We start from the raw sequence: 23,253 nt of genomic DNA on the forward strand, positions 1-23,253 counted from the left end.
TGTTACGCATACGGCACATACAATAACCATACAGCAACATGGTGCGCAGAAACTCACCAATTCTCACTGTGGGCGGGGGAATTTCCTCAACGCTATGTATTGCCAAGTTTTAATACAGTCTACCTAAGCATTACCACGCTGTCTATTCTATTGCGCGCAATTGAATTCCGTGGCAATTGAATCGATCTCATCGAGAACAACGCGCAAAATGCGCGCATCCGCGCCCAGCGCCACATGGCCGATGCCGCTGAAGGCGATGTTGCGGGCGCCGGGCAGGAAAGAGGAATCTTGCGGGGCAATAATATTGTCGTGATGCGACCACAGTGACACGAACAGAGCGCGGGTCTCCGCCGTTTCAGCGGCGGCCAACGCCGCCAGCCATGGCGAGCCCAGCTGCATTTCACGGGCGTTGACGCCGGGACCGAAATTCGCCAGCGCGGTGCCGTGATGCGGGGTGCCCAGCGTGATGACGCGCGCCACTTTCGCCGCGCCATGGCGGCGCAGGTAGGCACGGCTGGCCAGGCCGCCCATGCTGTGCGCCACGATGATGGCGCGCGGGCTGCCGGCCGCCTTGCACAGCCGCTCCAGCGCGGCGTGCATCCGGTCGGCGTACTGGTCGATACTGCCGCCGATCGGTTCCAGGTCCAGCGCCATGTGGCTGATGCCGGCGCGCCGCAAGCGCGCCGACAAATGCACCCAATAGCCGCTGTTGCAGCCATAGCCGTGCACCAGCAAGACCGGCACGCCGCTCGCAAGGTGCAAGTTGCGGTTGGGACGCAACATATGCCACGAGGTGGTCAGCATCGAAGCGCGGAATTCCGTATAAAACAGGAGCAGCGCGCCACGCCAGTCGAGCCGGTGCTGTTCCGGCGTGACGCTGGCGGCGCGCGCCGCCATCACAAAGTTGTTCAGGTTGATGGCCAGCCGCACGGCCAGCACGCAAGCCAGCGCCAGCAACGCGGCGCCCCACGGGCCACCCTGCGGCCACCAGTGCAGCACGCCCCAACCGATGGCCAGGGCCGTGGCCAGTTGCAGCAACATGATGGTGGCCAGCAGCAATCGCGCCATGGGGTGCCCTCCTTTACGTGGCCTTCAGCTTCGGCGCGGGTTTGCCCAGGCGTTCCGCCAGCCGGCTGGCCAGCCGCGCCGTGATGCCGTAAATCGACAGTTGCGGATTGGCGCCAATCGAGGTCGGGAACAGCGAGCCGTCATGCACCGACAGGTTGGCCACGCCGTGATAACGGCCATTGCCATCGGTGACGCCCTTGGCGGGATCGGCCGCCATGCCGCAGCCGCCCATCACGTGCGCCGACACCACGCGCATCACATGGTCTTGCATCGGCAACGCGTTAATCGCAGCCTTGGCCTGTTCCCAGCTGGTGTACAACTGCGCCTGCTCATGCACCGGCAACACGCTTTGCGCGCCAGCGGCAAACTGCATTTCCGCCATCGTCAGCAGCGCGCGGAGCACGCCGTCCCAGATCGCCGGGGTGATCGGATAATCGAGCACCGGCAAACCGTAATCATTGAGGCCGACACTGCCGCCGACCGAGTCGGCGTTAAAGCCGTCGCGCAACAGCGCCAGCCCGGTATGCACGTGCGGGAACTGGCGCATCAAGTCCGCATGGACCTGGCCAAAGCCTTGCAGCGTGGTCGACATCAGCACCGGATGCTGGGGCGGCACTTCCAGCTTGTAGCCGACCGGGCCATCGACCGCATCGCGGTGCAGGAAGTGGTCGGAATACACCGATTGCGGCGCCCCCGCCCACCCTTCGACTTTTTGCTCGAACAGCGCGGCCGATCCGACGGTCGGGTGCAGGAACGTGCGGCGCCCCACCAGCCCATGCGGGTCCGGCGCTTTCGAGCGCAGCAGCAAGCCCGGGTTGTTGATGGCGCCGCCGGACAAGACAAAGTGCCTGGCCTTGACGGTAATGATCTTGCCGGTCGGCGCCAGGCCGTCGGCCGCCATCGCGTGCACGGTCAGCTGTTCGACCTTGTTGCCGTTGAAGGCCAGTTGCCAGGCGCGCGCATGGTGCAGCAGGCGCGCGCCATGGTCCAGGGCGGACGGGATGGTGGTCACCAGCATCGATTGCTTGGCATTGGTCGGACACCCCATGCCGCAATAACCGAGGTTCCAGCAACCGTTGACGTTGCGGCGGATGGTATCGGTCGGAATGCCGAGCTTTTCCGCGCCCTTGGCCAGCAGGTTGTTGTTTTCATTGGGCGGCACTTCCCACTTCGCCACGTGCAGGCGCTGTTCCATCATCTCGAACCACGGCGCCAGCGCTTCTTTCGAATAATCGCCCAGGCCGAATGTCGATTGCCAGTAGCCCAGCGTGTCGTCCGGGGTGCGGAAGCTGGAAGTCCAGTTGACCGTGGTGGAACCGCCCACGGTTCTGCCCTGCAGGATGTTGATGGTTTTATCGCGCGTCTTGCGGGCGGCGCCTTCCTGGTACAGGGCCGGATAAGCTTGCGCTTCGCGCATCTTGAAGTCGCTCGACGATTTCAGCGGTCCTTCTTCAATGATCACGACGCTGAAGCCGGCCAGGGTCAGGATTTCCGCCGTGACGCCACCGCCCGCGCCGCTGCCGACAATGGCCACGTCCGCTTCGATGGCCTGGTCTTGCCGCAGGGTGGAGCAATCCGTGACTTTCCAGCCGCGCGCCAGGCCGGCCTTGATCGGGTCGGGAATCGCGGAGCCGCCTGCCTGTGGTTTGATGTCAATATCTGCCATGGGGTTCTCAGCTCAATTCCTTGATCGGGCCTGGATAGCCGATCGCGGCCCAGGCATCCGGTTGCGCATACCAGGCGCCCAGCACCAGGTCGTGTAAAGCGGCATAGGCGCCGCGCAGCATGCCGAAGCGGTGCGTGCGCCATCCTTGCAGGAAGGCCGCCACTTGCTCGGTGCTGGCTTCTTCCCAGGCCGGGATCCCCGCCAGCAGGCGGCGCGCCGGCGCCAGCGCCAGCAAGCCAAACAAATCCTGGATTTCCTTTTGCGTCGACAGCGGCAACGTCGCCACGGCGCCCTGCACGCCTTCGATGGTGCGGGTCACCGTGGCGCTGCGGGCGGCCGCCTCCGAGGGCAACATGGGACCGAGGATCGCGGGAACGATGGCGGCCAGCACGCTGCGGGCGCCGCCATCGAACTGGTACGGCGCCAGCAGGGGCGGGCCTTGTACCTTGCGGTACAGGGCTCCACCCGCCGCCAGCACCAGGGCGCCCAACACCCCGGCCTTCAGGAAGGTTCTGCGATTGGTCATGCTGTCTCCAAAATTCTTGTATTTTTCAGTGTACGACAGGACACTAATGACTTTGGAAGCCAAAAATAGAGCGCTCCCTCCACCAATAGCCTCCTCTTTTTTCGCCGCTTTCTGGTAAAAACCTGCGCCATGAAGAAAAAGAATACGCTCAGCCCCCTGGAAATCCAACTCCGCGACGCCCGCCTGGAACGCCAGGCCGCCGGCACCGATCCCGCCCTGCATTCGGCCCGGCTGGCCCTGAAAACCTTCCAAAGCCAGCGCCTGGCCGCCACCCATGCCGACCTGATGCGGGGCGACACCTATGACGCCGTGTTGTTTTTCCTCGATGAACTGTATGGCACGCACGACCTGAGCCAGCGCGACGTCGACCTGGAACGCATCGCCCCCACCATGCTGCGGGTGTTGCCCGCCGATGCGCTGCAAACCATGACCGACGCCATGAGCCTCGATGCGCTGGCCGAACGGCTCGACACCGCCATGGCCCGGTTGCTGGGTCCGGAATTTACAGAACAACAATATATAGAAGCGTACCGCCACGCGATGACGCGCGCCGACCGCGAGCGCCAGCTGGACCTGGTGCAAAACCTGGGAGATTCGCTCAGCGAACTGGTGCGCATACCGATGTTGTACGGCACCCTGGTGCTGATGCGGGGACCAGCGAAAATGGCAGGACTGGGCAGCCTGCAGCGCTTCCTCGAACGGGGCTTCAATGCGTTCCGCAAAATGAAAAAACCCCGGGAATTCGTCGACACCATTACCCGGCGTGAACGGGAAATCCTCGCGCGCAGCTATGCCCGCGATCCCGATCCGTTCGCCCTGGCGTAATCAGGATTTACACCGGGCCATGATTTGCCGCGCGATCCCGCGCAGGATATTGACTTCCTCGGTTTCCAGCCGGGTGCGGGCAAACAGCCGTTTCAAGCGCGGCATCAGCTTGCGCGGGTTGTGGGCGTCGAGGAAGCCGACTTGCACCAGCGCCTGCTCCAGGTGGTCATACATGCCATCGATTTGCGCCAGCGACGCGGCTTCGCCCTGGAACCCGATCACGCCGCCATTGCCGGGCGCGCGCGCTTCAGGCGCCTGCAGCCCCGCCAGCCCGGCCATGCGGCATTCATAGACCAGCACTTGCGCCGCCTGCGCCAGGTTCAGGGAGGAATAGTCGGGATTGGCGGGAATGTTAATCAGCACATTGGCTTTTTCCACGATCTCGTTGGGCAAGCCAAAGCGTTCATTGCCAAAAATCAGCGCGGCCTGCAATTCCGGCTGGGCCGCCACCTGTTCCGCCACGGCGCGCGGCGTCAGCACCGGCGGCGAATATTCGCGCAGGCGGGCCGACACGGCCGCCGCGAAATGGATGCCGTCCAGCGCTTCGGCCATGGAGCCGACGATGCGGGCCGAGGCCAGGATATCTTGCGCGCCGCTGGCAAACGCCACCGCCTCGTCATGCCGCAGCGCCCCCTCGAAACGGGGATTGACCAGCACCAGGTCGGAAAAACCCATGGTTTTCATGGCCCGCGCCACCGAGCCAATATTGCCAGGACGGCTAGTTTCCACGAGAACAATTCGCAGGCGAGTGAAGATCGATGCTGTGTTTTGAGGCAGGTTCATTTAGAATAGCGCAATTACGCGTTTGCGAAGCGGGCATTGTAACGACTTTGCCCGGGACTTTACACCGATCGCAAGCGCCGCGCTCTTTCTCATTCTTGTTCACACGCCAACCTGCCAGGCTGCATTGGATATCCATGCACCGCGCGGGCCATGCGTATTTTTACGGAAGCTCACATGCACCCAATGATCAATACGGCGGTCAAAGCCGCCCGCCGCGCCGCCGCCGTCATCAACCGCGCCACCTTCGACATCGAGCGCGTTATTGTCACCGAAAAAAATCATAACGATTTCGTTACCGACGTTGACCGCGCCGCCGAAGAAGCGATCATCGAGGTGCTGTCCAAAGCCTACCCTGACCACGGTTTCCTGTGTGAAGAGTCCGGCGCTTCCGCCAATGTGAACGACGACACCGAGAACGTGTGGATCATCGATCCACTGGACGGCACCACCAACTTCATGCACGGTTTCCCGCAATACGCGATTTCCATCGCGCTGCAGACCCGTGGCGTCATCACCCAGGCCGTGATTTACGATCCGGCCCGCAACGACCTGTTCACCGCCACCAAAGGCGCCGGTGCTTACCTGAATGAAAAACGTATCCGTGTGGGCAAGCTGGACCGTATCGCCAACGCGCTGATCGCCACCGGTTACAAAACCGGCAACCCTGCCGCGCTCAATGAATACCTGAAAATGTACGGCCTGATGGCGGAACGCTGCCAGGGCGTGCGCCGCGCCGGTTCGGCCGCGCTGGACCTGGCCTATGTGGCTTGCGGCCGCCTGGACGGCTTCTACGAGAAAAACCTGAACTCGTGGGATATCGCCGCGGGCAGCCTGCTGGTCACCGAAGCGGGCGGCATCGTGGGCGAATTCAATGGCGAGTCCGATTACCTGCACAAAGGCCACATCATTGCCGGCAGCCCGAAGGTGTTTGGCCAAATGGTCGGCCTGCTGGCTGAATTCGCCTGAGAACGTTTCAAAAAGTCCACAGCGTTGTTGCAGCACCTCGCCGTGCAGGTGCACTGTCTGCGGTGCTGCGCCTAGCTGTGGTCATTTTGAACCATTCTCATAAGGAAAAACCAGTCAACCGTACCATTCAGACAATGTTCTGTAATTCTGTTACAAAATAAAAGGGGCCAGCCCCCTTTTATTGTTGCCGTGTCGCAAGAAACTTTCAAAACTGCTGTTATACTCGCCGGGCGGTACGACCCAGCCATACGCCCGGCTGATCCCCCTTTAGCAAACCGATAGCGTAGCGCCCATCCGGCGCTTGCTTGACCTTAACCAAAAGTTAACATGTCCTTTAATACACTTGGTCTGTCTGAATCCATCGTTCGCGCGGTGACTGAAACCGGTTACACCACGCCAACGCCGATCCAGACGCAAGCGATTCCCGCCGTCCTGAACGGTGGTGATCTGCTCGCCGGCGCACAAACCGGCACGGGCAAGACGGCCGGCTTTACGCTGCCCCTTTTGCACCGCCTGTCCACTGACGCGAACGGCGCCAAGCTGATCAATACGACGTCAACCCGCCCGATCCGAGCACTGATCCTGACCCCGACCCGCGAACTGGCGGCCCAGGTCGAGGAAAGCGTGCGCGTCTATGGCAAATACACGAAACTGAACTCGGCCGTGATCTTCGGCGGCGTCAGCATCAACCCGCAAATCAAGCAATTGCGCCATGGCGTCGACATCCTGGTGGCGACGCCGGGCCGCCTGCTCGACCACATGGGGCAAAACACGATCGACCTGTCCCGGGTTGAAATCCTGGTGCTGGACGAAGCCGACCGCATGCTCGACATGGGCTTTATCCGCGATATCCGCAAAGTGCTGGCCGCGCTGCCGCCGAAACGCCAGAACCTGCTGTTCTCTGCCACGTTCTCGGATGAAATCAAGGCCCTGGCCGATGGCTTGCTGAACAACCCGGCCACCATCGAAGTGGCGCGCCGCAATTCGACCGTGGAAATCATTTCGCAGAAAATCCACCCGGTCGACCGCGACAAGAAACACAAGATGCTGTCGCACCTGATCCGCAGCCACCAATGGACCCAGGTCCTGGTGTTTACCCGCACCAAGCATGGCGCCAATAAACTGGTGGAACAGTTGGCGGGTGACGGCATCAACGGCATGGCGATCCACGGCAACAAGAGCCAGTCGGCCCGCACCCGCGCGCTGGCGGAATTCAAGGATGGCACCCTGCAAGTGCTGGTGGCCACCGACATCGCGGCGCGCGGCATCGATATCGACCAGTTGCCGCACGTGGTCAACTATGACTTGCCAAACGTGCCGGAAGATTATGTGCACCGGATCGGCCGTACCGGCCGCGCCGGCGCCACCGGTGAAGCCGTGTCGCTGGTGTGCGTGGATGAGCACGTGATGTTGAAAGACATTGAAAAGCTCATCAAGCAGTCGCTGCCGCGCGAAGTCATCGCCGGCTTCGAACCGGACCCGACCGCGAAACCGCAACCAATCCAGTTGCGCAGCGGCGCCGGCCAGCACCGCAATCCGCGCCAGGGTAACGGTGGCGGCCGCAATGCCGGCGCCGGCGCCAACGGCAACCGTGGCAATGGCGGCAATGGCGGCGCAGGAGCCGGCGCAGGCCGCGCCAGTGCCGGCGGCCAGGGCCGCGCCCCCGCAGCCCCGAACGGCAACCGCGCCGCCGCAGCCCAGCCGCGCACCCCGGGCGCCGCCAACGGCAACCGCAGCGCGGGCAGCCAGGGCCGCAATGGCGCACCAGGCGGCCGCAGCCAGGGCGCCGCCAACGGCCCGCGCAACGCCCCGCGTGGCGGCCAGCAACAACGCACGGGCGGCCGCGACCGCTAAGCTGTCATTGCAAGGGTGGCATGGACCATGCCGCCCTGCATTGCCTGCATCACCTCGGCCGGAACGCCCGGCATCCCCCGCGAATTTGGATTACGATAACGCCCTGTTTAATCCCAACAGGACGAGCCATGCCCAAATTTGCCGCCAACCTGTCGATGCTGTTCACGGAACTGCCGTTCCTGGACCGCTTTGCCGCTGCCCGCGAGGCCGGCTTCGATGCCGTCGAATTCCTGTTCCCCTACGCATTCGATCCCGACCAGATCGCGGACCGCTTGCACCGCCACCAGTTGCAACTGGTGCTGCACAACATGCCATGCGGCGACTGGAATGCCGGCGACCGCGGTACGGCGTGCGATCCGCGCCGCACCGATGAATTCCGCGAAGGCGTGCAACAGGCGATTGAATTCGCCACCGAACTCGATGTGCCGCGCCTGCACTGCATGGCCGGCAAAGTGCCGCACGGCCTCGAGCCCGAACGGGCCCGCGAAACCTTTATCCAGAACCTGCAATATGCCGCCGACCGGTGCGGCCAGCACGGCATCGACGTCATGATCGAGCCGATCAATACCTATGACATACCGGGCTATTTCCTCAATTACAGCCGGCAGGCGCTGGCCATCATGGATGCGTGCGAACGCCCCAACCTGTTCCTGCAATACGACATTTACCACATGCAGCGCATGGAGGGCGAACTGGCCAATACCATCCGCGCCCACCTGCCCCGTATCGGCCACATGCAACTGGCCGATACGCCGGGCCGCCACGAACCCGGCACCGGGGAAATTCATTACCCATTCCTGTTCAAGCTGCTCGATGAACTCGGTTATGCGGGCTGGATCGGCTGCGAATACAACCCGCGCGGCGGGACCGTGGAAGGACTGGGCTGGCGTACGCAGCGCTAACCCGGTGGAAATTTGCGCCGGCGCAATAGCGCACTAATTTACCGGAGGCAAGATCAAGTTTCATTCCTATCCGGGAGGAAACATGATCTTGCTGCCCCCCTCGCGCCGCATGCTCCACACGCTGCGCTGCGCCTTGCTGCTGGCGGCACTGGCCGGCTGTGCCGCCAGTCCCCGCTTGCAGGAAGCCCGCGATGTCGCCACCGACGCCGTCAAACTCGGCGGTTACGCCGACCTCAGCGAACGCTTCCGCGATATCTATGTCCGTGAACGCCCTTACCTGACGGCCGCCGCCGATGCGCGCGAGCGCACCATCGATGCGCAACGGCGCGCCGCCTATGCCGATATCATGGCGATCCACGGCGCCGTCGCGCAATACCTGCGCACCCTGGGCCAACTGGCGGGCGCCGATGCGTTTTCCCTCGATGCGCCGATCAAGGCGCTGGGCGGCAGCATCAAGGCGTGGCCCGACGCCGGCCTCGACGACCGCCACGTCACGGCTTTTACCGGACTGGCGCGCATCATGGCGCGCGCCGCCACGGCGCGGGAACAGGAAAACGCCTTGCGGCAGATGGTGCGCGACGCCGAGCCGCACCTGCAATTACTGCTCGACGCCATGCAGCGCCTGCTGCGCTATTACGACAAGAGCAGCGACAACGAACGCGCCATCGTGCTGGGCATGCTGGACGTGGAAATCCCGTTTGCCGAAACGCCGCGCGACCGCCTGCTGGCGGCGCTGGCCAAGGCCCACCGCCAGGCCCGCGCGCAGGAATACCGCGTGGCCGGCCTGCGCCATACGCTGGCCATCAAACACGTGGCCGCCATCGCGGCGGCCCATACCGCGCTGCTGCAGCGGCTGGAGCAGCCTGATAACGCGGCCGCCACGGACGCGCTGCGGCAAGCGTCCGGCGCGCTGCGCCTCCACACCGAGGCGCTCGCGCAGCCGCCCGCCACACAGCTTGCCACCCAGCTCGAGCAGCCCTGATTCCTGCCACCGGAGATCCCCATGTGCCCCACCAAGCCCCCTGCCGCGCCCGGCACGACATCCGTGTCCGCTCCCGCCCCTTCCCCCGATACCGCCGGTACCGCCGGCGCCCCCGCACCGGCCGGCACAGCCACCACGGCCAGCCCCGGCGGCACAACCACGCCCGCCGCCGCCGAAACGGCAGCGTACGGCGGCGCCCCCTCGCTGCCGCCCGTCCCGACGCCGGTCACGGCCACGGCCACACCCGCCGTACCGGCCAACTCAACCGGCATCGAAGCCGACATCGCCGCCGTTGCGGACAGCCTGTCCGCCTGCGCCGATGCCCTGCATGAACGCATCATGTACGCCATCCGCCAGCGCCAGTCCAGCGCTGTCACCGGCGACGGCAACGGCGACCTCGCCCACGGCATCACGCAAGAAGCCGCGCAAGCGTTGTTCGACCACGAAGTGCTGCTGCGCCAGTCCGCCAACACGCTGTATGTGCAAGCGGCCGTGCTCGCGACAGCCGGGCTCGACAGCGTGCGCCAGGAATTGATGGACGTGACGGCCGGCGCGCGCGACACGTTGCGCCATGTGGCGAAGGTGCAGGCGCTGGTGGGCCTGGCGGCCGACCTCGTCACCCTGGCTGGCGCGCTGGCCGCTGGAAAGCCGGGGCAATGGCCCGCCGCCATCCGCCAGGTACGCGACCGCGTCGCCACATTGCGCCACAACGGCAAAGCGTAGTCCCTATTGTGCGCGCCGTCCTGCCTGCCCCCTCTACTATAGAAACCAGGAGGAGGCTGGCATGGACGGATTGACCCACACGCAGCTGGACATGCTGCACGCGGCGCTGGAACAGCGCCGCCACATGCTGCTGGACCAGGTCGCGCTGGCCACTGCGGGACCTGCCGTGGAAGAAGTGGAAACGTCGCCAGCCGACAGCGCCAGCAACCGCACGATGAACCAGTTACAGCAGGAAACCGCGGGCCACCAGCTCACGCAATTGCATGCCATTAAGCACGCACTGGCCAAGTTTTCAGACGGCAGTTATGGCAGTTGCGAAAACTGCGGCAACGACATCGGCTACTCGCGCCTGCAGGCGCGCCCCGAAGCCACCCTGTGTATCGCGTGCCAGACCCAAAGCGAACGCCGCCAGCGCTGAAGCGCCGCTCTGCCGTCCCCCGCCGTCCTGCCACCGCCACGCTTTCGCCACGGGGCGCCACCCGTGTGTCCATCCCGCGCGAGGCAAGCCTATAATCAAGCCATGTCCCTGCGGGAGGTCAACATGGCTTACCGATCGATCCTGGTGCACGTGGATGAAACGCCGCGCGTGGCGGAACGGATCCGCTACGCCGTCGAACTGGCGCTGCAAGATGACGGCCACTTGCTGGGCGTCGCGCTGACCGGCATTTCACGCGTGCTGTACCAGAATGCCATCCTCGACGAGCAAGACCCCAATCTTGCCCTGCACTTGAATTTCCTGCGTGAACGCGCCAACCGTGCCCTGGAACAATTCGCACCGCTGGTGCAGCGCCTTGGTCTGCAAGCGTTTGAACAGCGCGTGGTCGATGACGATCCGGGCGCGGGCCTGAGCTTGCTGGCACGCCACGCCGATCTGGTGGTGATTGGCCAGGCCGATCCGGAACATGTGGCGACCATGGCCGGGACTGAATTCCCGGCGCAAGTCCTGACCAATTCCGGCCGCCCGGTGCTGGTGGTGCCCTATGCGGGATTGCCGCGTCCGGCCGGCGCTGCCTTTGCGCCGGCGCGGCACATCCTGGTGGCGTGGAATGGCAGCAAGGAAGCGGCGCGCGCCGTACGTGAAGCGCTGCCGCTGTTGAAGCGTGCCGACCACGTCTTCATTGCCGTGTTCGATCCGGATTATCAAAAAGCGCTGCACGGCGAATCGCCTGGCTGCGACCTGTTGAAATTCCTGATGCGGCATGGAATCGATGCGGAAATCCTGGTGCGCCAGACCCAGCGCGGCGGCATGCTGAAACGGCCATCCGGCACCGGAGAAGCCTTGCTGTCGCTGGCCAGCGACCAGGAATGCGATTTACTGGTGCTCGGCGCCTACGGCCATTCGCGCTTCCGCGAAACCCTGCTGGGCGGCGTCACGCGCACGGTATTGGAATCCATGACCTTGCCGGTATTGATGGCGCACTGAGGACATTACTCGTCGGACTGCCACGCCTGGCTGCGGATTTTCGCCACCTGGCGCTGTGCCAGCCAGAGCCACAACTGCAGGGCCGCTTCCTGCGCGGCGCCCGCCATTTTACGGGGGCTGGCCAGGGCGATTTCACAATCGCGGTCCGACCACTCCGCGTAACAGATATCGCCGCCTGCCGCGACTTCGACTTCATACATCAAGCCATCGTCATAGCCGAACCGTAATACTGCCGTGCCGGGCCCGCCATCGGCGGCCTGCACCTTGCCGCTATACACTTCAGCCAGGGCCGCGGCCAGTTGAGACTCCGTTGGCGCGGCGACGTTGCGGCCATCGGGACGGGTCAGCTCCACCCATGCGTGTGTCATCGCTACTCCCCTTATGTTTGAGGATCGCAGTATTAGTATTTTTATTGTAGCAACTAACGCCGCGATTCAAGCATTTGTTGGGGAAATGTGTGCAGCGCTGCAACACGCGGCAGGTGGGCTTAATGGGTAATCAACACCGGCAGCGACAGCGGGTTGAAGTCTTGCCAGTCGCCGTCCACGATGGTGCCTTCGGCTTCCTCGATATGGTGGGCGCCCAGTTGGCGCAGCACGTCAATGGCGCGCTGTTCCTGCCCCAGCAAGTCATCGGTATCACCCAGCGCGACGGCGATCAGCATGCCGCTGGGCCGCTGTTCCACCTGGTTGGCGATACTGCCCTGCTCCGGCTCCCCCGCTTCCTTCATATGGGAAAAACTGTACAGCGAACCCACGTGGCCGCCGACCAGCGCGCCCACCACCGCCCCCAGCGGCCCCGTCACCGGGGCGCTGACCGCGCCGATCACCGCACCGACAGCGCTGCCGGTCGCCACGCCCTTGGCGATGCCGGCGCCGGTTTCCTTGGCGCCCGGGGATTTGTCACGGTCGCCGCCCAGCTCCAGCGCGGCATGCTGGCCTGGCGGATTGACAAAGAACGCTGAAATCTGGTGCGCCGGGAACCCCGCGGCCAGCAACGCGTCGCGCGCGCGGTCGGTGTCTTCCTGCAACTGGAAATGGCCTGCAATGATGGTACTCATGGTGCGCTCCTGTATGGATGGTCATGGCGCACCAGCTTGCCCGCGTCCGGGAGCGCGTTCCGTGCGCTCCCACACGCGGGGGGTGAATTCCCTTACCAACTGGCGACGGCAAAGGACCGGCCCGCTGCGGGCGGCGCCGTCCACACCACGTCCGGACTCCACACCGGCGGCGGCGCGTCGGCCCAGTCGCGTGGGTCGACGCGGTAATATTTTTGCAATTCGTCATACAGCGCCGGATGCCGCTCACGCATTTGCCAAGGCTTGCCAAAGAACGTTTCCGTGGCCACGGCAAAGAATTCCGCCGGGCTGGTGGCGCCGTAATGGTCCAGCACGCTGTCGGTGCGGCCGTAATACGCGTCGTATTGCAGGTTGGCGAAGTCGCGTGACAGCACCGTGGACCAGCTGCGGTAGCTGTCCGGGCTACCCAGGTATGGGGCGCCATTGGTGTGGCCCGATTCGCTGTCGAGCTGATGCGCGAATTCGTGCAACACCACATGATGGCTGTCGCCCCAGTGCTGCGACGCCTGCAGGACATCATCCCACGACAGCACGACGCGGCCGTCTTCCCACGATTCGCCCAGCAAGGTTTGCCGGGTATCCGTGACGACGCCGCCCGCGCCCACTTCGCGCCGCGGTACCAGGAAGGCGCCCGGATACACCAGGACCGTATGCAGCGTCCGGTACACTTTATTCGGACGGTTCAGCACCAACAGGCTGGCCTGGCCGGCAATCGTGTAGCGCATCTCATCCGTGATAGCGAGGCCTTCGCAGCCAACGATTTTTTTCGTGTGCAGGAAGTGCTTGACCAGTTGCTGCAACTGCACCTGCGTGGCGGCATCCATGCGGCGGTATGGTGCGATATTGCGCTCAAACACCGCCAGCGCATCGGCCGGCAACGGCTGCGCCAGCGCGCGCTGCAAGCGCCAGCGCGGTACCAGCAGGGGCAAGGCGCACGCCAGCGCCAGCAGGGGAATCCACCACAATGCTTCCATAGTGCCGTCCGAAATTAAAGGTCAGTCACCAACATGGGGGTCCAACATGACAATTCAATGCAACAATTCTATGCAACGATGCAATGCAAACAGCCGGAACTGCGTCCGGCTGTTTTTACTGTAGCACTGCCGCCGCGTTTTGGGCGTGCTGTTTCGACTGGCTTCAGGTCTGCGCTTTCTGCATCGACGGCGCGGCGCCAAACAAGGCGGCCACCAGCGGATCGCGCGTCACGGGCGCGCGGTTCACGCGGATTGCGTAATGGGTGTCATCGGCCAGGATGTGGAAGTGGCGGCCGGCGCCGGCCATGGCTTGATCGCGCAGGCTGGGGCGTTCCTTGCGGGGCGGCGCGCCTTCACGTTTTGGCTGGGAAATCGCTCCCAGGAATTGCTTGACGCGCTCAACATCCGGCGTCAGTTGATACACAGCCTTGCCCAGGTAAGTCGCGGTGCCTTCGATATAACGCGCCAGTTCGATCACACCCGCCTCGCGCAAGTCGCGGATATATTTGCGGGCGCCGGACGGCGAAAACTTCAGGAACCAGGCGATTTCATCCGCCAGCATTTCGTGCTGTTGCAACTCAGCAATCAGCTTTTGCATATTTTCAATGCGGCGCAGGGTGGCCGAGGTCGAGCGCACGCGCTCGATCGAAGCCAGGGACAAAGGCTTGCGATCAGGGATGGGGCCGGGACGCTCCACCAGTGCCAGTCTCGGCTTATCCATCATCTTTGCCGCTTCCTGCTGGTCAGCAAGACTGGACTCTTGGTTTTCTCTGAATGCATGCATTTGAATACTCCTTATCGATAGCCAGAGGCGCGATCGCGTCGATCGCGGCACGCGCCGGGGAACTCAGCGGGAAACTGGGGCGGCGTGCGTCGTCTACATCTGGGAGTCAGGATGCCGGGATGGCAAAATCCGGTCTGTGCGGCAACGAACATAAGTGAGCAATACTGGAAATACGTAGGCAAATTGTCATGCTTCGGGCCGCCGCGCCGGCGACGGGGCCGTGCGGGTTGGGTGCGTTTGCGAACAGAACGGGCGGGAGCGGCGCTTTATGCTGGCCTCACCTTTCCCCACTTGAAGGACCACATCATGAAATTAACTATGTTGCTGGCCGCCGCTGCGGCCACCCTCGCCCTCACCGCGTGCGAACGCACCACGGTCAATAATCCGCCTGTGGTTGAAACGCCGGCGCCCGCCGCCGTGCCGGTTCCTGTTCCAGTGCCTGTGCCGGGACCTGCGGGCCCGCAAGGGGCGCCTGGTCCCCAGGGCGAACCCGGCAAACCTGGCGACACCACCGTCATCGTTCCGGACCGCGCACCGGAGCCCGCACGATAAGACTTTTTTATGTAGCAGATAGTTACTCTGCTACAATGCTTGCCGCGCTGCACCATTTGGTGTGGCGCGGTTTCGTTTGGGGAGCGCCACCGTGGCGGCATCCCCTGGGGCTGAACTGTAGCAATTCCACCACGTTGTCTTCTCGCATGTGCGCTGGCGCACAGTGGTATTGCACGAATGTCCATAAAGTTCGGTCCAACAGCCAAGGGCTGGAAACATTTGTGATGCTGCAGCATCACCCTACTAACATCGGGAGTAACTTGTGAAAAAAATTAAGAAAATCGCAATCGCCACGGCTTTGCTGACCTCGACCGCCGCTATGGCGCAAGACGCAGCCATCAACCCTTCCTGGTATATCCAGCCTTCGATCAGCGCCCTGAAACCGGATTCGGACTTCGGCGTCGACAAAACCGGCTACGGCGCCGGCCTGAAATTCGGTAAGCCGGTTACCGACAACTGGGACGTGCAAATGGGTTACACCTATGCCCGTTCGAAAGAAGCCGGCCAGCGCTACCAGCAAGAAACCCTGGGCCTCGACGGCCTGTACCTGTTCTCGCGCAAATCGTTCCGTCCATTCGTGCTGATCGGCGCAGGCGCCGAGCGCGACAAGACCAACCTGCGCATCAATGGCAAGACCCAGAAGAGCTCGCCATACGTCAGCGCCGGCCTGGGCTTCCAGGCTGACCTGTCGGACCGCCTGGCACTGCAAGCCGACCTGCGCAATGTGCACGGTTTCCTGCGCGGTTCCGCGTTCCCGGCAGCCGGCGACAAGGCCAACAACCTGTACCTGACCGTGGGCCTGAACTACGCGTTGGGCGCGAAGCCAGTGCCACCGGCGCCCGTGCCTAAAGCCGCACCGGCGCCGGAACCGGCACCGGCGCCAGTGGCTCCGCCGCCACCACCGCCACCAGCGCCAAAGTTTGAAAAAATCAGCATGTCGGCAACCGAACTGTTCGCCTTCGACAGCGCCAAACTGAACCCGAACCAGCCGAAGCTGGACGAACTGGCGGCCCTGCTGGCCAACAACCCATCGGTGGGCAACGTGACCATCACCGGCTACACCGACCGCCTGGGCTCCGACAAGTACAACCAGAAGCTGTCGGAACAGCGCGCCAACTCGGTCAAGCAATACCTGGTGGGCAAAGGCGTGGCCGCGGAACGTCTGAACGCCGTGGGTAAAGGCAAGTCGAACCCGCTCGTGGCATGCGACGGCAAGAAGCAAAAACGTGCAGACTTGATCAAGTGCCTGGAGCCGAACCGCCGCGTTGAAGTCGAGCAAGTAACGATCGAACGCCGCGTGAATTAATCTTCCGCAGCAATCGCGCAAAGGGGCCACACGGCCCCTTTGCTTTTTCTGGAGCCGCCGATGAAACCATTGCGTCACCACGCCCGCACCTTGCGCACGGTTGCCCTGTGCACCATCACGGAATGGTTCGAGCACCGCGACAGCAGCAAGGGCGCCGCCCTCGCCTTCTATACCGCGTTTTCCATTGCCCCCATCCTGGTGCTGGTGATCGCCATTGCCGGCCTGTTTTACGGCCAGCAGGCGGCCCAGGGCGAGTTGTTCGGCCAGTTGGAGGGCTTGATGGGGGCGCGTGGCGCGGAAGCGCTGCAAGTGATCCTGGCTGGCGCGCGCGACCACGAAGACGGCATGCTGGCCACGCTGATTGCCGGGGTGCTGCTCCTGTTTGGCGCCACCACCGTGTTTGCGGAATTAAAAGCCAGCCTCGATGAAATCTGGCAATTGCCGCCATTGAAGCAAGGCTCGCTGTGGGACACCTTGCGCACCCGCCTGCTGTCGTTCGGCATGGTGCTGGTGCTGGGCTTCTTGTTGCTGGTGTCGCTGGTGGTCAGCGCCGTGCTGGCGGTGCTGGAAAAATTCTGGCAAGGCCACTGGGGCGGCACCACCCTGCTGCTCACCGGCATTAACTGGGTCATCAGTTTTACCGTGATTGCCGCCATGTTTGGCGTGATTTACAAAATGCTGCCCCGCATAAAACTGTCATGGCATGACGTCGTGATTGGCGCGCTTGGCACGGCAGCCCTGTTCACGCTCGGCAAATTCGCCATTGGCGCCTATATCGGCAACAGCGGCGTGGCCGACAGCTTCGGCGCGGCGGGCTCGCTGATTGCGTTGCTGCTGTGGGTCTATTACTCGGCGCAGATTTTTTTCCTGGGCGCGGAATTCGCCCGCCAGTATGCGCTGCAGCTCGGCAGCCTGAAACACCATCCGCGCGATGCGCAGGGGGACTTGAAGATCGGCTAACGCCGCGTACGACTTACTCGCCCAGCAATTCGGCAACGATTTCCATGCCCTCGATACGTTCCGCCACCACCTTGACAATCACGATCACCGGCACGCCCAGCAGCAAGCCCCAGATGCCCCACAACCAACCCCAGAACAGCAGGCTGACAAACACGGCGGCGGGATTCATGCGCGCGATCTTGCCCGTCATCCAGGTCGTCACAAAGGTACCGACCAGGGTCGCAATGCCAAGCGATGCGCCCGCCACCAGCAACACCATTTGCAGCGATTCAAATTGCAGGAAGGCCACCAGCCCGGTCGCGCTGGTGATCAGTAACGGACCGAAGTACGGCATGATATGCAGCAAGCCGGCCACGATGGCCCACGCTCCCGCGTTTTCCAGCCCGATGGCTTGCAGGGCCAGCCACGTCAGCAGCGCCAGCAAGGCATTGGTCACCAGCAGCATGAACATGTAACTCTGGATCGAGCTGTTGATGTCTTCCAGGATGTGCACCGTGACTTTCTTCTTGGTCAGCGAAGGGCCGGTCAGCTTGACCAGCTTGCGCTTGAAGGTATCGCCCGCCAGCAACAGGAAAAACACCAGGAAGATCACCATCGTGGCCTGCGACACCAGGCCGGCCAGGCCCATGGAACCCGCCCACACCCAGTCGATGACCTTGATGCCGCCGGTTTCCGATGGGGTTTTGCGTGCGGCAGGCTTGCGCGCGGCGCTGCCGGAAGCGGCCTGTTCGATTTCATTGGCCACGGCCTGGATGCGCTCCAGCGTGCTGGGGCCGGTGCCCAGCTTGGCCCGCAACAAGGTCGATACTTTGTGGGTGACGGTCGGCAATTCTTCCATGATGTTCTGGAATTCACCGTGCAGCCGCGCCGCGCCAAACGCCGATCCGCACAGGATGGCGGCGGTCACCAGGGTGGCGCCCAGCGGACGTGCAATGTGCAGCCGCTCGAGCCAGCACACCACGGGATTGAGCGTATAGGTAATCAGGATGCCCAGCAGCAGTGGCACCAGGAAAGCGCGCGACCATTGCAGCGCATACAGGAAGGCCACGATGGCAATCACACCCAGTGCGAGACCACGGGCATGGACATGGATTGGAAGACGTTCCAGTAAGGCGGGATTGCTGTCGCTATCGGTTTCCGCGGAGAATCCGGGAGCGGACTCTGGCGCAGATTCAGGAGGGGGTGCGGCGGGGATCATGGTGACAAGGCGGGACCGGGCGGTCCCGCGTTGCGGTGCTTACTTCACGCGGATATCGTTCTTGACTTCCTTCACGCCTTTGACGCCGCGGGCGATTTCGCCGGCGCGCGTGATGTCGGCGGGCTGTGCCACGAAGCCGCTCAGTTGCACGGTGCCCTTGAAGGTTTCCACGTTGATTTCCGTGGCTTTCAAGGTCGGTTCATTGAAGATGCTCGCCTTGACCTTGGTGGTCAGCATGGAATCATCGACATATTCACCGGCGCTTTCCTGGGTCGGAGTGGAAGCGCAACCCACGACAGCCAGTGCGGTGGTGGCGGTGAAGACGGCAGCAGCAAATTTTTTGGCAAAGTTCATGATAAGACTCCTTGGTTGGTGCTCGTCTGAGCAATCTGCCGGCACGCAGGCAGTGCCGGAACTGAGGGGCCAGCAGCGGGCCGTTAATCCGCAGTGTCGGGCAGTTGCGCCCCTTCATCTGTACGCTAACGTACACAGTACGCGCCCCGGCAACAGCGTGCGTCACCGCACAGACCCTCATCCGCTTGCTGACTAACCTTGTTCCATCCTCACCCAGGAAACAGGAGAACAACATGAAGACAACGCAGACTCTGGCGGCGTTGATGATCGCAACCTCCGCCTTGATCACCGGCTGTTCGAACACCCCGGTCCAATCGACCAACTACTCGTCCATGGGCAATGCCGCCACCTACGGCACCATCGAATCCATCCAGATGGTGCGCATCGATCCCGCCACCAGCGGCGTGGGCGCCGTGACCGGCGGCCTGGTGGGCGCGCTGGTGGGTAACCAGGTCGGTTCCGGCAGCGGCCGCGCCGCGGCAACGGCGGCCGGCGCGATCGGTGGCGCCGTGGTGGGTAACAGCGTGGAACGCAACCGCAACCAGCCGCATGACGCGTACCAGATCACGGTCCGCATGGACAACGGCGATTACCGCACCATCAACCAGGACAGCGTGTATGACCTGCGCACCGGCAACCGCGTGCGCGTGGTTGATGGCCGCGTCTACCGTTATTAAGCCGCCACCAAGGAGACGTCATGGGCACCATCTTGCTGATCTTGCTGGTACTGATTTTATTGGGAGCACTGCCGGCCTGGCCGTACAGCCGCGGTTGGGGCTATGCCCCGAGCGGCATCGCCGGCATCATTGTGCTGGTGTTACTCGTCATGCTGCTGACCGGGCGGCTATAGGAGAATGACATGAACAAATTCGTTGCAGCGGTTTTGCTGGCCGCCTGCTGCGCCGCACAGGCGCAAACCACGCCGCCGGAAGTGGCGGCCAATCAACGGCAAGAGTTGAAACGGGGCGACCCCGCCCGCTGGTACAAGGCGGACCGCAGCACGGCGGCGCAATTGCGCACCTTGCGCAAGGAAATCCATGCCGCCTATGCCGAAGCCAAAACCGGCTGCAAGCACATGGCGTCCGAGACGCGCGGCGACTGCATGAAGGAAGCGCGCGAGATCTATGCGGCCGACATGGGCAATATCCGTGAACTGCATTACGCTGCCAATCACATGGATACCAGCGTGTACGAAACCACGGGCCGCTAAGCCGCACCACCGCCCATAAAAAAACGCCGCATTTTTGATGCGGCGTTTTTTATGGGGGAAAGCGCTTTACTGACGGTGTTTCCGGCTGATCCAGATGCCGGCGATGGCGGCGGCCACGCCCGCCAGCAAGACTGGCTTTACCAGCCGCCTGCGGACAATGAATGACCCCGCCTTGATCGCAAACGGTAAGATCTTCGGCAAGCTCAACCCGCTGGCCAGGCCGGCGACGCCGGCCAAGCCACCGCCGTGCTGCCCGCTGAACAGGCTGCCAAAGCGGTGGTGCAACGCCCCCACCGCATGATCCACCGCGCTGTGCATCAGCGCATCCGGATGTAATGCATACGCCAGCCGGCCCTTGGCATGGGCCACGCTGACGCGGTACAACTCACCTTCGCGCACCAGCCGTTCTTTCGCCACGGCCAGGGCCGCGCTGTCCAGGTGTTTGCTCATATGTCTCCTTACAGCAGCATTTCGCGGTCAGCTTTCAACTCGGCCATGGTGGCCGGCAGCGCCAGTTTGCCCTGCCGCAGCATGGACCGTGCGCCCATGATGAATCCGATGGTGATCAAGACGAACACCACCGCCAGCAGCAGCAGGATTTTCCACCCCATGGCTTCCCAGCACAGGAAGATGATGGTGGCCGTGGTGAAGGCAATGGCGAACCAGCCGGCCAGCAACGCCAACGCAAACACCACGGTCAGTTCGACCAGGTGGTTGCGCACTTCGGACAGCTCGAGGGATGCCAGTTCGAGCCGCGACAGCATCAGCCGCGCCGAGTTGCGGGCCACCGCCGCCAGCGAACCGATCAGGCCCGGGGGTGGCGGCGCCGGTTGTTCCATATCAGGTGGCGCCACCGGATCAGCGGCGGCCCAGGATCACGCCCACCAGCAGGCCGACGCCAGCTGCCATGGCGATCGAACGCCAAGGATTTTCCTTGACATAGGCGTCGGTCGATTGCGCTACTTGTTTACCGGCGGCAACTGCACTTTGCTGTGCTTCGTGCGCCTTGGCCAGTGCCGTGTCCAACGCGCGCATGCCGCGGCCACGCAATTCCTCGGCTTTTTCGCCCGTCAGCGCCGTGGCGGCCGTGAACAGCGCTTGCGCATCCTTGACCAGGGTTTTGACGTCGTTGTTCACGGTACTGATGTTATTTTCCAGCATGATGGGCTCCTCAGTTGGGGGTTTCGAAAACAGTGCTACGCAGTCCGGCGAATCAGCTATTCAAGCAGATCACGCATGTCGTCGGCGTGTTCTTCCTCCACGGCCATGATCTTGATCAACAACTGGCGCGTGGTCGGATCGGATTCGCCGATCTGCTCGATCATCTGACGGTACGATTCAATGGCGACCCGCTCAGCGATCAGGTTGGCGCGCACCATGGATTGCACCTCCCTGGAGTCATCATACTCGGCATGGCTACGCTCGAGCAATGTTGCTGGATTGAAATCTGGTTCGCCATTCAGTTGAATGATACGCCCTGCCAGCCAATCCGCATGTTCCTGTTCCTGCTGTGCATGTTCGAGGAATTCCGCCTTGATGGCAGCATTCTGCAAGCCAGTCACCGTGTAATAGTGCCGCTTGTAGCGCATGATGCAGACCAGTTCGGTCGCCAGCGCGCCGTTCAGCAACTGGATGACTTCTTCGCGGTTGCCTTTGTAGCCGGCCGTCACCGGGCCATCGGCCAGGTTTTGCGCGGCTTGCCTGATCGCACTCGTATCAAGGCCGGCCAGCGTGGATATCGTCGATGCTGCCATCATTCTCTCCTTTCAAATCAACGTCGTGCATTGATGGCGCGGCCCGCATCGGACAGCACGATTTCAACGCGGCGGTTCAACTGGCGGTCGGCCGAATTGCCATTGCTGGCGACCGGATACGCTTCGCCGTAGCCCCGGGTACTGATGCGGGTGCCTTCAATGCCCATATTCATCAGTGCGCCACGCACGGATTCGGCACGGCGCTGCGACAGCACCAGGTTATGATCTTCGGTCCCGGTGCTGTCGGTGAAGCCTTCCACCATCACATTGCGGTCCGGGTGTTCACGCATCACATCGGCCAGCTTTTGCAGGATCTGCATGCCGCCCGCGGTCAGCTGGGACTGGTCGACATTGAACAGCACATCGCCCATCGTCATCACGATGCCCCGCTCGGTCTGCTTGGCTTTGAGGTCGGCCAGCTGCGCCGCCAGCGCATCGGCCTGGGCTTGCGCATCGCGGGTCGCCGCGGCCTGGCTTTCCGCCGCCATGCGGGCGGCATCGGCGTCCGCCTTGGCCTGCTCGGCGCTGCGTTTGGCGTTGTCCGCTTCGATGGTGCGGGCTTCCAGGCGGACCTGGTCGCGCTGGCGCGCCGCATCGGCTACCGACGCTTCAGCGGACTTCTGCTTGGCGACTTCCTGTGCGGTGGCCACGCGCTGCTTGGCGACATAGGCCAGCTTGTCCACTTCGGCAATGCTTTCCTTGCGCGCCGCCGCTTCATTGGCGCGGTCCAGCGCGGCCGTGGCCTGGCGCAGTTCGACTGCCGCATATTGCGCCACGGCCGGATTACCCTGCGCCGCCATGTAATCGCCGCGCGCCTGGTCCAGCATGGTGGTGGTGGTCGGTGCCGAGCTGCAGGCAGACAAGGCGATGGCCAGCGCCAGCGCGGCCGGTTTGAGGAAGGAACGGTTCATCATCATCTCCTTATTTCACTGTGGTGCTGTTGGCGCGGTCCAGTTCTTCGCGCAGCACGCGGATGTTTTCCTGCAGCGCATCGGCCGCCGCGGTGGCCTTGGCCGAACCGGCCTTGCTTTGCGCCAGCTTGGCGTCGGCCTGGGCTTGCATGGCCAGGTCGCGCGCCCGTGGATAATCCTTGGCGGCCAGTGCCTGGTTGGCTTCCTGCACCTTGGCGCGGGCCGCCAGCATTTCCGCGGGCGCCGCATCGGCGCCACCGGCGGACGACGCGCTTTCCACGGCCGCGCGCGACACCGCCACATCGGCCGTGGCGGGCGCTTTCTGGCTGGCGCAGCCGGCCAGCAGCACCGCGGCCAGGCCGCACAGGGCAGGCACGGTATGCATACGTGAGCTCATTGTTGTTCTCCTTCGGTTGATGGGTAAGGACGTTATAAGCCCGATAAGCAAGCCATT

The 23,253-nt window shown here is 63.2% G+C and carries 30 protein-coding genes; 14 read left to right on the forward strand and 16 right to left on the reverse strand.

What is annotated here, in order from left to right; all coding sequences use genetic code 11:
* Nucleotides 1–147: 147 nt before the first annotated feature.
* The 3 genes from AC1RRC_RS16760 to AC1RRC_RS16770 are packed head-to-tail and all read right to left on the reverse strand — an operon-like array spanning nt 148 to nt 3,260.
* Nucleotides 148–1,068, reverse strand: coding sequence for an esterase/lipase family protein (locus AC1RRC_RS16760; protein WP_493056652.1), 921 nt, complete (start codon nt 1,066–1,068; stop codon nt 148–150).
* A gap of 13 nt (nt 1,069–1,081) precedes the next feature.
* Entirely contained in the window at nt 1,082–2,734 is a 1,653-nt protein-coding gene (locus AC1RRC_RS16765) for a GMC family oxidoreductase N-terminal domain-containing protein (protein WP_493056653.1), read from the reverse strand.
* Nucleotides 2,735–2,741: 7 nt separating this feature from the next.
* A complete protein-coding gene (locus AC1RRC_RS16770; RefSeq protein WP_493056654.1) occupies nt 2,742–3,260 on the reverse strand; it encodes a hypothetical protein in 519 nt (172 codons plus the stop codon).
* Between the two features lie 129 nt (nt 3,261–3,389).
* Here AC1RRC_RS16770 and AC1RRC_RS16775 point away from each other — a divergent pair, with 129 nt between their 5' ends.
* A complete protein-coding gene (locus tag AC1RRC_RS16775; protein ID WP_493056655.1) occupies nt 3,390–4,085 on the forward strand; it encodes a DUF8198 family protein in 696 nt (231 codons plus the stop codon).
* Here AC1RRC_RS16775 and AC1RRC_RS16780 read toward each other — a convergent pair whose 3' ends face one another.
* Nucleotides 4,086–4,868 carry an RNA methyltransferase gene (locus AC1RRC_RS16780; RefSeq protein ID WP_493056656.1) on the reverse strand — a complete coding sequence of 261 codons (783 nt, stop codon included), beginning with the start codon at nt 4,866–4,868 and terminating at the stop codon, nt 4,086–4,088.
* 183 nt (nt 4,869–5,051) lie between these two features.
* Here AC1RRC_RS16780 and AC1RRC_RS16785 point away from each other — a divergent pair, with 183 nt between their 5' ends.
* The 7 genes from AC1RRC_RS16785 (at nt 5,052) to AC1RRC_RS16815 (ending at nt 11,718) form a co-directional block, all read left to right on the forward strand.
* The gene (locus tag AC1RRC_RS16785; RefSeq protein WP_493056927.1) at nt 5,052–5,834 is read left to right on the forward strand and encodes an inositol monophosphatase family protein; all 783 of its coding nucleotides are present in this window, start codon (nt 5,052–5,054) and stop codon (nt 5,832–5,834) included.
* Between the two features lie 327 nt (nt 5,835–6,161).
* The gene (locus AC1RRC_RS16790) at nt 6,162–7,688 is read left to right on the forward strand and encodes a DEAD/DEAH box helicase (protein ID WP_493056657.1); all 1,527 of its coding nucleotides are present in this window, start codon (nt 6,162–6,164) and stop codon (nt 7,686–7,688) included.
* Between the two features lie 128 nt (nt 7,689–7,816).
* A complete protein-coding gene (gene otnI, locus AC1RRC_RS16795) occupies nt 7,817–8,590 on the forward strand; it encodes a 2-oxo-tetronate isomerase (RefSeq protein WP_493056658.1) in 774 nt (257 codons plus the stop codon).
* An 82-nt stretch (nt 8,591–8,672) separates the two neighbouring features.
* Nucleotides 8,673–9,572, forward strand: a complete 900-nt coding sequence (locus AC1RRC_RS16800; RefSeq protein WP_493056659.1) for a hypothetical protein — start codon at nt 8,673–8,675, stop codon at nt 9,570–9,572.
* A gap of 21 nt (nt 9,573–9,593) precedes the next feature.
* A complete protein-coding gene (locus AC1RRC_RS16805; RefSeq protein WP_493056660.1) occupies nt 9,594–10,295 on the forward strand; it encodes a hypothetical protein in 702 nt (233 codons plus the stop codon).
* A gap of 61 nt (nt 10,296–10,356) precedes the next feature.
* Nucleotides 10,357–10,713, forward strand: coding sequence for a TraR/DksA family transcriptional regulator (locus tag AC1RRC_RS16810; protein WP_493056661.1), 357 nt, complete (start codon nt 10,357–10,359; stop codon nt 10,711–10,713).
* Nucleotides 10,714–10,836: 123 nt separating this feature from the next.
* A complete protein-coding gene (locus AC1RRC_RS16815; RefSeq protein ID WP_493056662.1) occupies nt 10,837–11,718 on the forward strand; it encodes a universal stress protein in 882 nt (293 codons plus the stop codon).
* Between the two features lie 5 nt (nt 11,719–11,723).
* On the opposite strand, the gene AC1RRC_RS16820 is transcribed toward AC1RRC_RS16815, so the two are convergent.
* The 4 genes from AC1RRC_RS16820 to AC1RRC_RS16835 form a co-directional block, all read right to left on the reverse strand.
* The gene (locus AC1RRC_RS16820) at nt 11,724–12,086 is read right to left on the reverse strand and encodes a hypothetical protein (RefSeq protein WP_493056663.1); all 363 of its coding nucleotides are present in this window, start codon (nt 12,084–12,086) and stop codon (nt 11,724–11,726) included.
* Between the two features lie 119 nt (nt 12,087–12,205).
* Nucleotides 12,206–12,778 (reverse strand): hypothetical protein, encoded by a 573-nt coding sequence (locus AC1RRC_RS16825; protein ID WP_493056664.1) that lies wholly within the window; start codon nt 12,776–12,778, stop codon nt 12,206–12,208.
* 92 nt (nt 12,779–12,870) lie between these two features.
* Nucleotides 12,871–13,770 (reverse strand): M90 family metallopeptidase, encoded by a 900-nt coding sequence (locus AC1RRC_RS16830; RefSeq protein WP_493056665.1) that lies wholly within the window; start codon nt 13,768–13,770, stop codon nt 12,871–12,873.
* A gap of 163 nt (nt 13,771–13,933) precedes the next feature.
* The gene (locus AC1RRC_RS16835; RefSeq protein WP_493056928.1) at nt 13,934–14,494 is read right to left on the reverse strand and encodes a winged helix-turn-helix domain-containing protein; all 561 of its coding nucleotides are present in this window, start codon (nt 14,492–14,494) and stop codon (nt 13,934–13,936) included.
* Between the two features lie 366 nt (nt 14,495–14,860).
* Between AC1RRC_RS16835 and AC1RRC_RS16840 the strand changes: the two genes are divergently transcribed.
* The 3 genes from AC1RRC_RS16840 (at nt 14,861) to AC1RRC_RS16850 (ending at nt 17,372) form a co-directional block, all read left to right on the forward strand.
* On the forward strand, nt 14,861–15,106 hold the full coding sequence (locus AC1RRC_RS16840; protein WP_493056666.1) for a hypothetical protein: 246 nt from the start codon (nt 14,861–14,863) through the stop codon (nt 15,104–15,106).
* Nucleotides 15,107–15,368: 262 nt separating this feature from the next.
* Nucleotides 15,369–16,412: an OmpA family protein gene (locus AC1RRC_RS16845; RefSeq protein ID WP_493056667.1), complete on the forward strand. Its 1,044-nt coding sequence runs from the start codon at nt 15,369–15,371 to the stop codon at nt 16,410–16,412.
* A gap of 60 nt (nt 16,413–16,472) precedes the next feature.
* Nucleotides 16,473–17,372 (forward strand): YihY/virulence factor BrkB family protein, encoded by a 900-nt coding sequence (locus AC1RRC_RS16850; protein WP_493056668.1) that lies wholly within the window; start codon nt 16,473–16,475, stop codon nt 17,370–17,372.
* A 13-nt stretch (nt 17,373–17,385) separates the two neighbouring features.
* Here AC1RRC_RS16850 and AC1RRC_RS16855 read toward each other — a convergent pair whose 3' ends face one another.
* Nucleotides 17,386–18,432, reverse strand: a complete 1,047-nt coding sequence (locus AC1RRC_RS16855; protein WP_493056669.1) for an AI-2E family transporter — start codon at nt 18,430–18,432, stop codon at nt 17,386–17,388.
* Between the two features lie 177 nt (nt 18,433–18,609).
* Nucleotides 18,610–18,924: a BON domain-containing protein gene (locus AC1RRC_RS16860; protein WP_493056670.1), complete on the reverse strand. Its 315-nt coding sequence runs from the start codon at nt 18,922–18,924 to the stop codon at nt 18,610–18,612.
* Nucleotides 18,925–19,157: 233 nt separating this feature from the next.
* Between AC1RRC_RS16860 and AC1RRC_RS16865 the strand changes: the two genes are divergently transcribed.
* The 3 genes from AC1RRC_RS16865 to AC1RRC_RS16875 are packed head-to-tail and all read left to right on the forward strand — an operon-like array spanning nt 19,158 to nt 20,134.
* Nucleotides 19,158–19,601, forward strand: coding sequence for an outer membrane lipoprotein (locus tag AC1RRC_RS16865; protein WP_493056671.1), 444 nt, complete (start codon nt 19,158–19,160; stop codon nt 19,599–19,601).
* Between the two features lie 20 nt (nt 19,602–19,621).
* Nucleotides 19,622–19,774: a DUF3309 family protein gene (locus AC1RRC_RS16870; protein ID WP_493056672.1), complete on the forward strand. Its 153-nt coding sequence runs from the start codon at nt 19,622–19,624 to the stop codon at nt 19,772–19,774.
* A gap of 9 nt (nt 19,775–19,783) precedes the next feature.
* Nucleotides 19,784–20,134 carry a hypothetical protein gene (locus AC1RRC_RS16875; protein WP_493056673.1) on the forward strand — a complete coding sequence of 117 codons (351 nt, stop codon included), beginning with the start codon at nt 19,784–19,786 and terminating at the stop codon, nt 20,132–20,134.
* Nucleotides 20,135–20,200: 66 nt separating this feature from the next.
* Here the strand turns inward: AC1RRC_RS16875 and AC1RRC_RS16880 are convergent, their stop codons facing one another.
* From AC1RRC_RS16880 to AC1RRC_RS16905, 6 genes are read right to left on the reverse strand one after another with little or no spacing between them, the layout of a single operon-like run.
* The gene (locus tag AC1RRC_RS16880; protein ID WP_493056674.1) at nt 20,201–20,584 is read right to left on the reverse strand and encodes a hypothetical protein; all 384 of its coding nucleotides are present in this window, start codon (nt 20,582–20,584) and stop codon (nt 20,201–20,203) included.
* Nucleotides 20,585–20,592: 8 nt separating this feature from the next.
* Nucleotides 20,593–20,973 (reverse strand): phage holin family protein, encoded by a 381-nt coding sequence (locus tag AC1RRC_RS16885; protein WP_493056676.1) that lies wholly within the window; start codon nt 20,971–20,973, stop codon nt 20,593–20,595.
* A 19-nt stretch (nt 20,974–20,992) separates the two neighbouring features.
* On the reverse strand, nt 20,993–21,295 hold the full coding sequence (locus tag AC1RRC_RS16890) for an ElaB/YgaM/YqjD family protein (RefSeq protein ID WP_493056677.1): 303 nt from the start codon (nt 21,293–21,295) through the stop codon (nt 20,993–20,995).
* Between the two features lie 56 nt (nt 21,296–21,351).
* Nucleotides 21,352–21,888 (reverse strand): ferritin-like domain-containing protein, encoded by a 537-nt coding sequence (locus AC1RRC_RS16895; protein WP_493056929.1) that lies wholly within the window; start codon nt 21,886–21,888, stop codon nt 21,352–21,354.
* 17 nt (nt 21,889–21,905) lie between these two features.
* A complete protein-coding gene (locus AC1RRC_RS16900; RefSeq protein WP_493056678.1) occupies nt 21,906–22,799 on the reverse strand; it encodes an OmpA family protein in 894 nt (297 codons plus the stop codon).
* Nucleotides 22,800–22,809: 10 nt separating this feature from the next.
* The gene (locus AC1RRC_RS16905) at nt 22,810–23,196 is read right to left on the reverse strand and encodes a DUF4398 domain-containing protein (RefSeq protein ID WP_493056679.1); all 387 of its coding nucleotides are present in this window, start codon (nt 23,194–23,196) and stop codon (nt 22,810–22,812) included.
* Nucleotides 23,197–23,253: the final 57 nt, after the last annotated feature.

Source organism: Pseudoduganella sp. GW821-FHT12E03 (assembly GCF_058807115.1).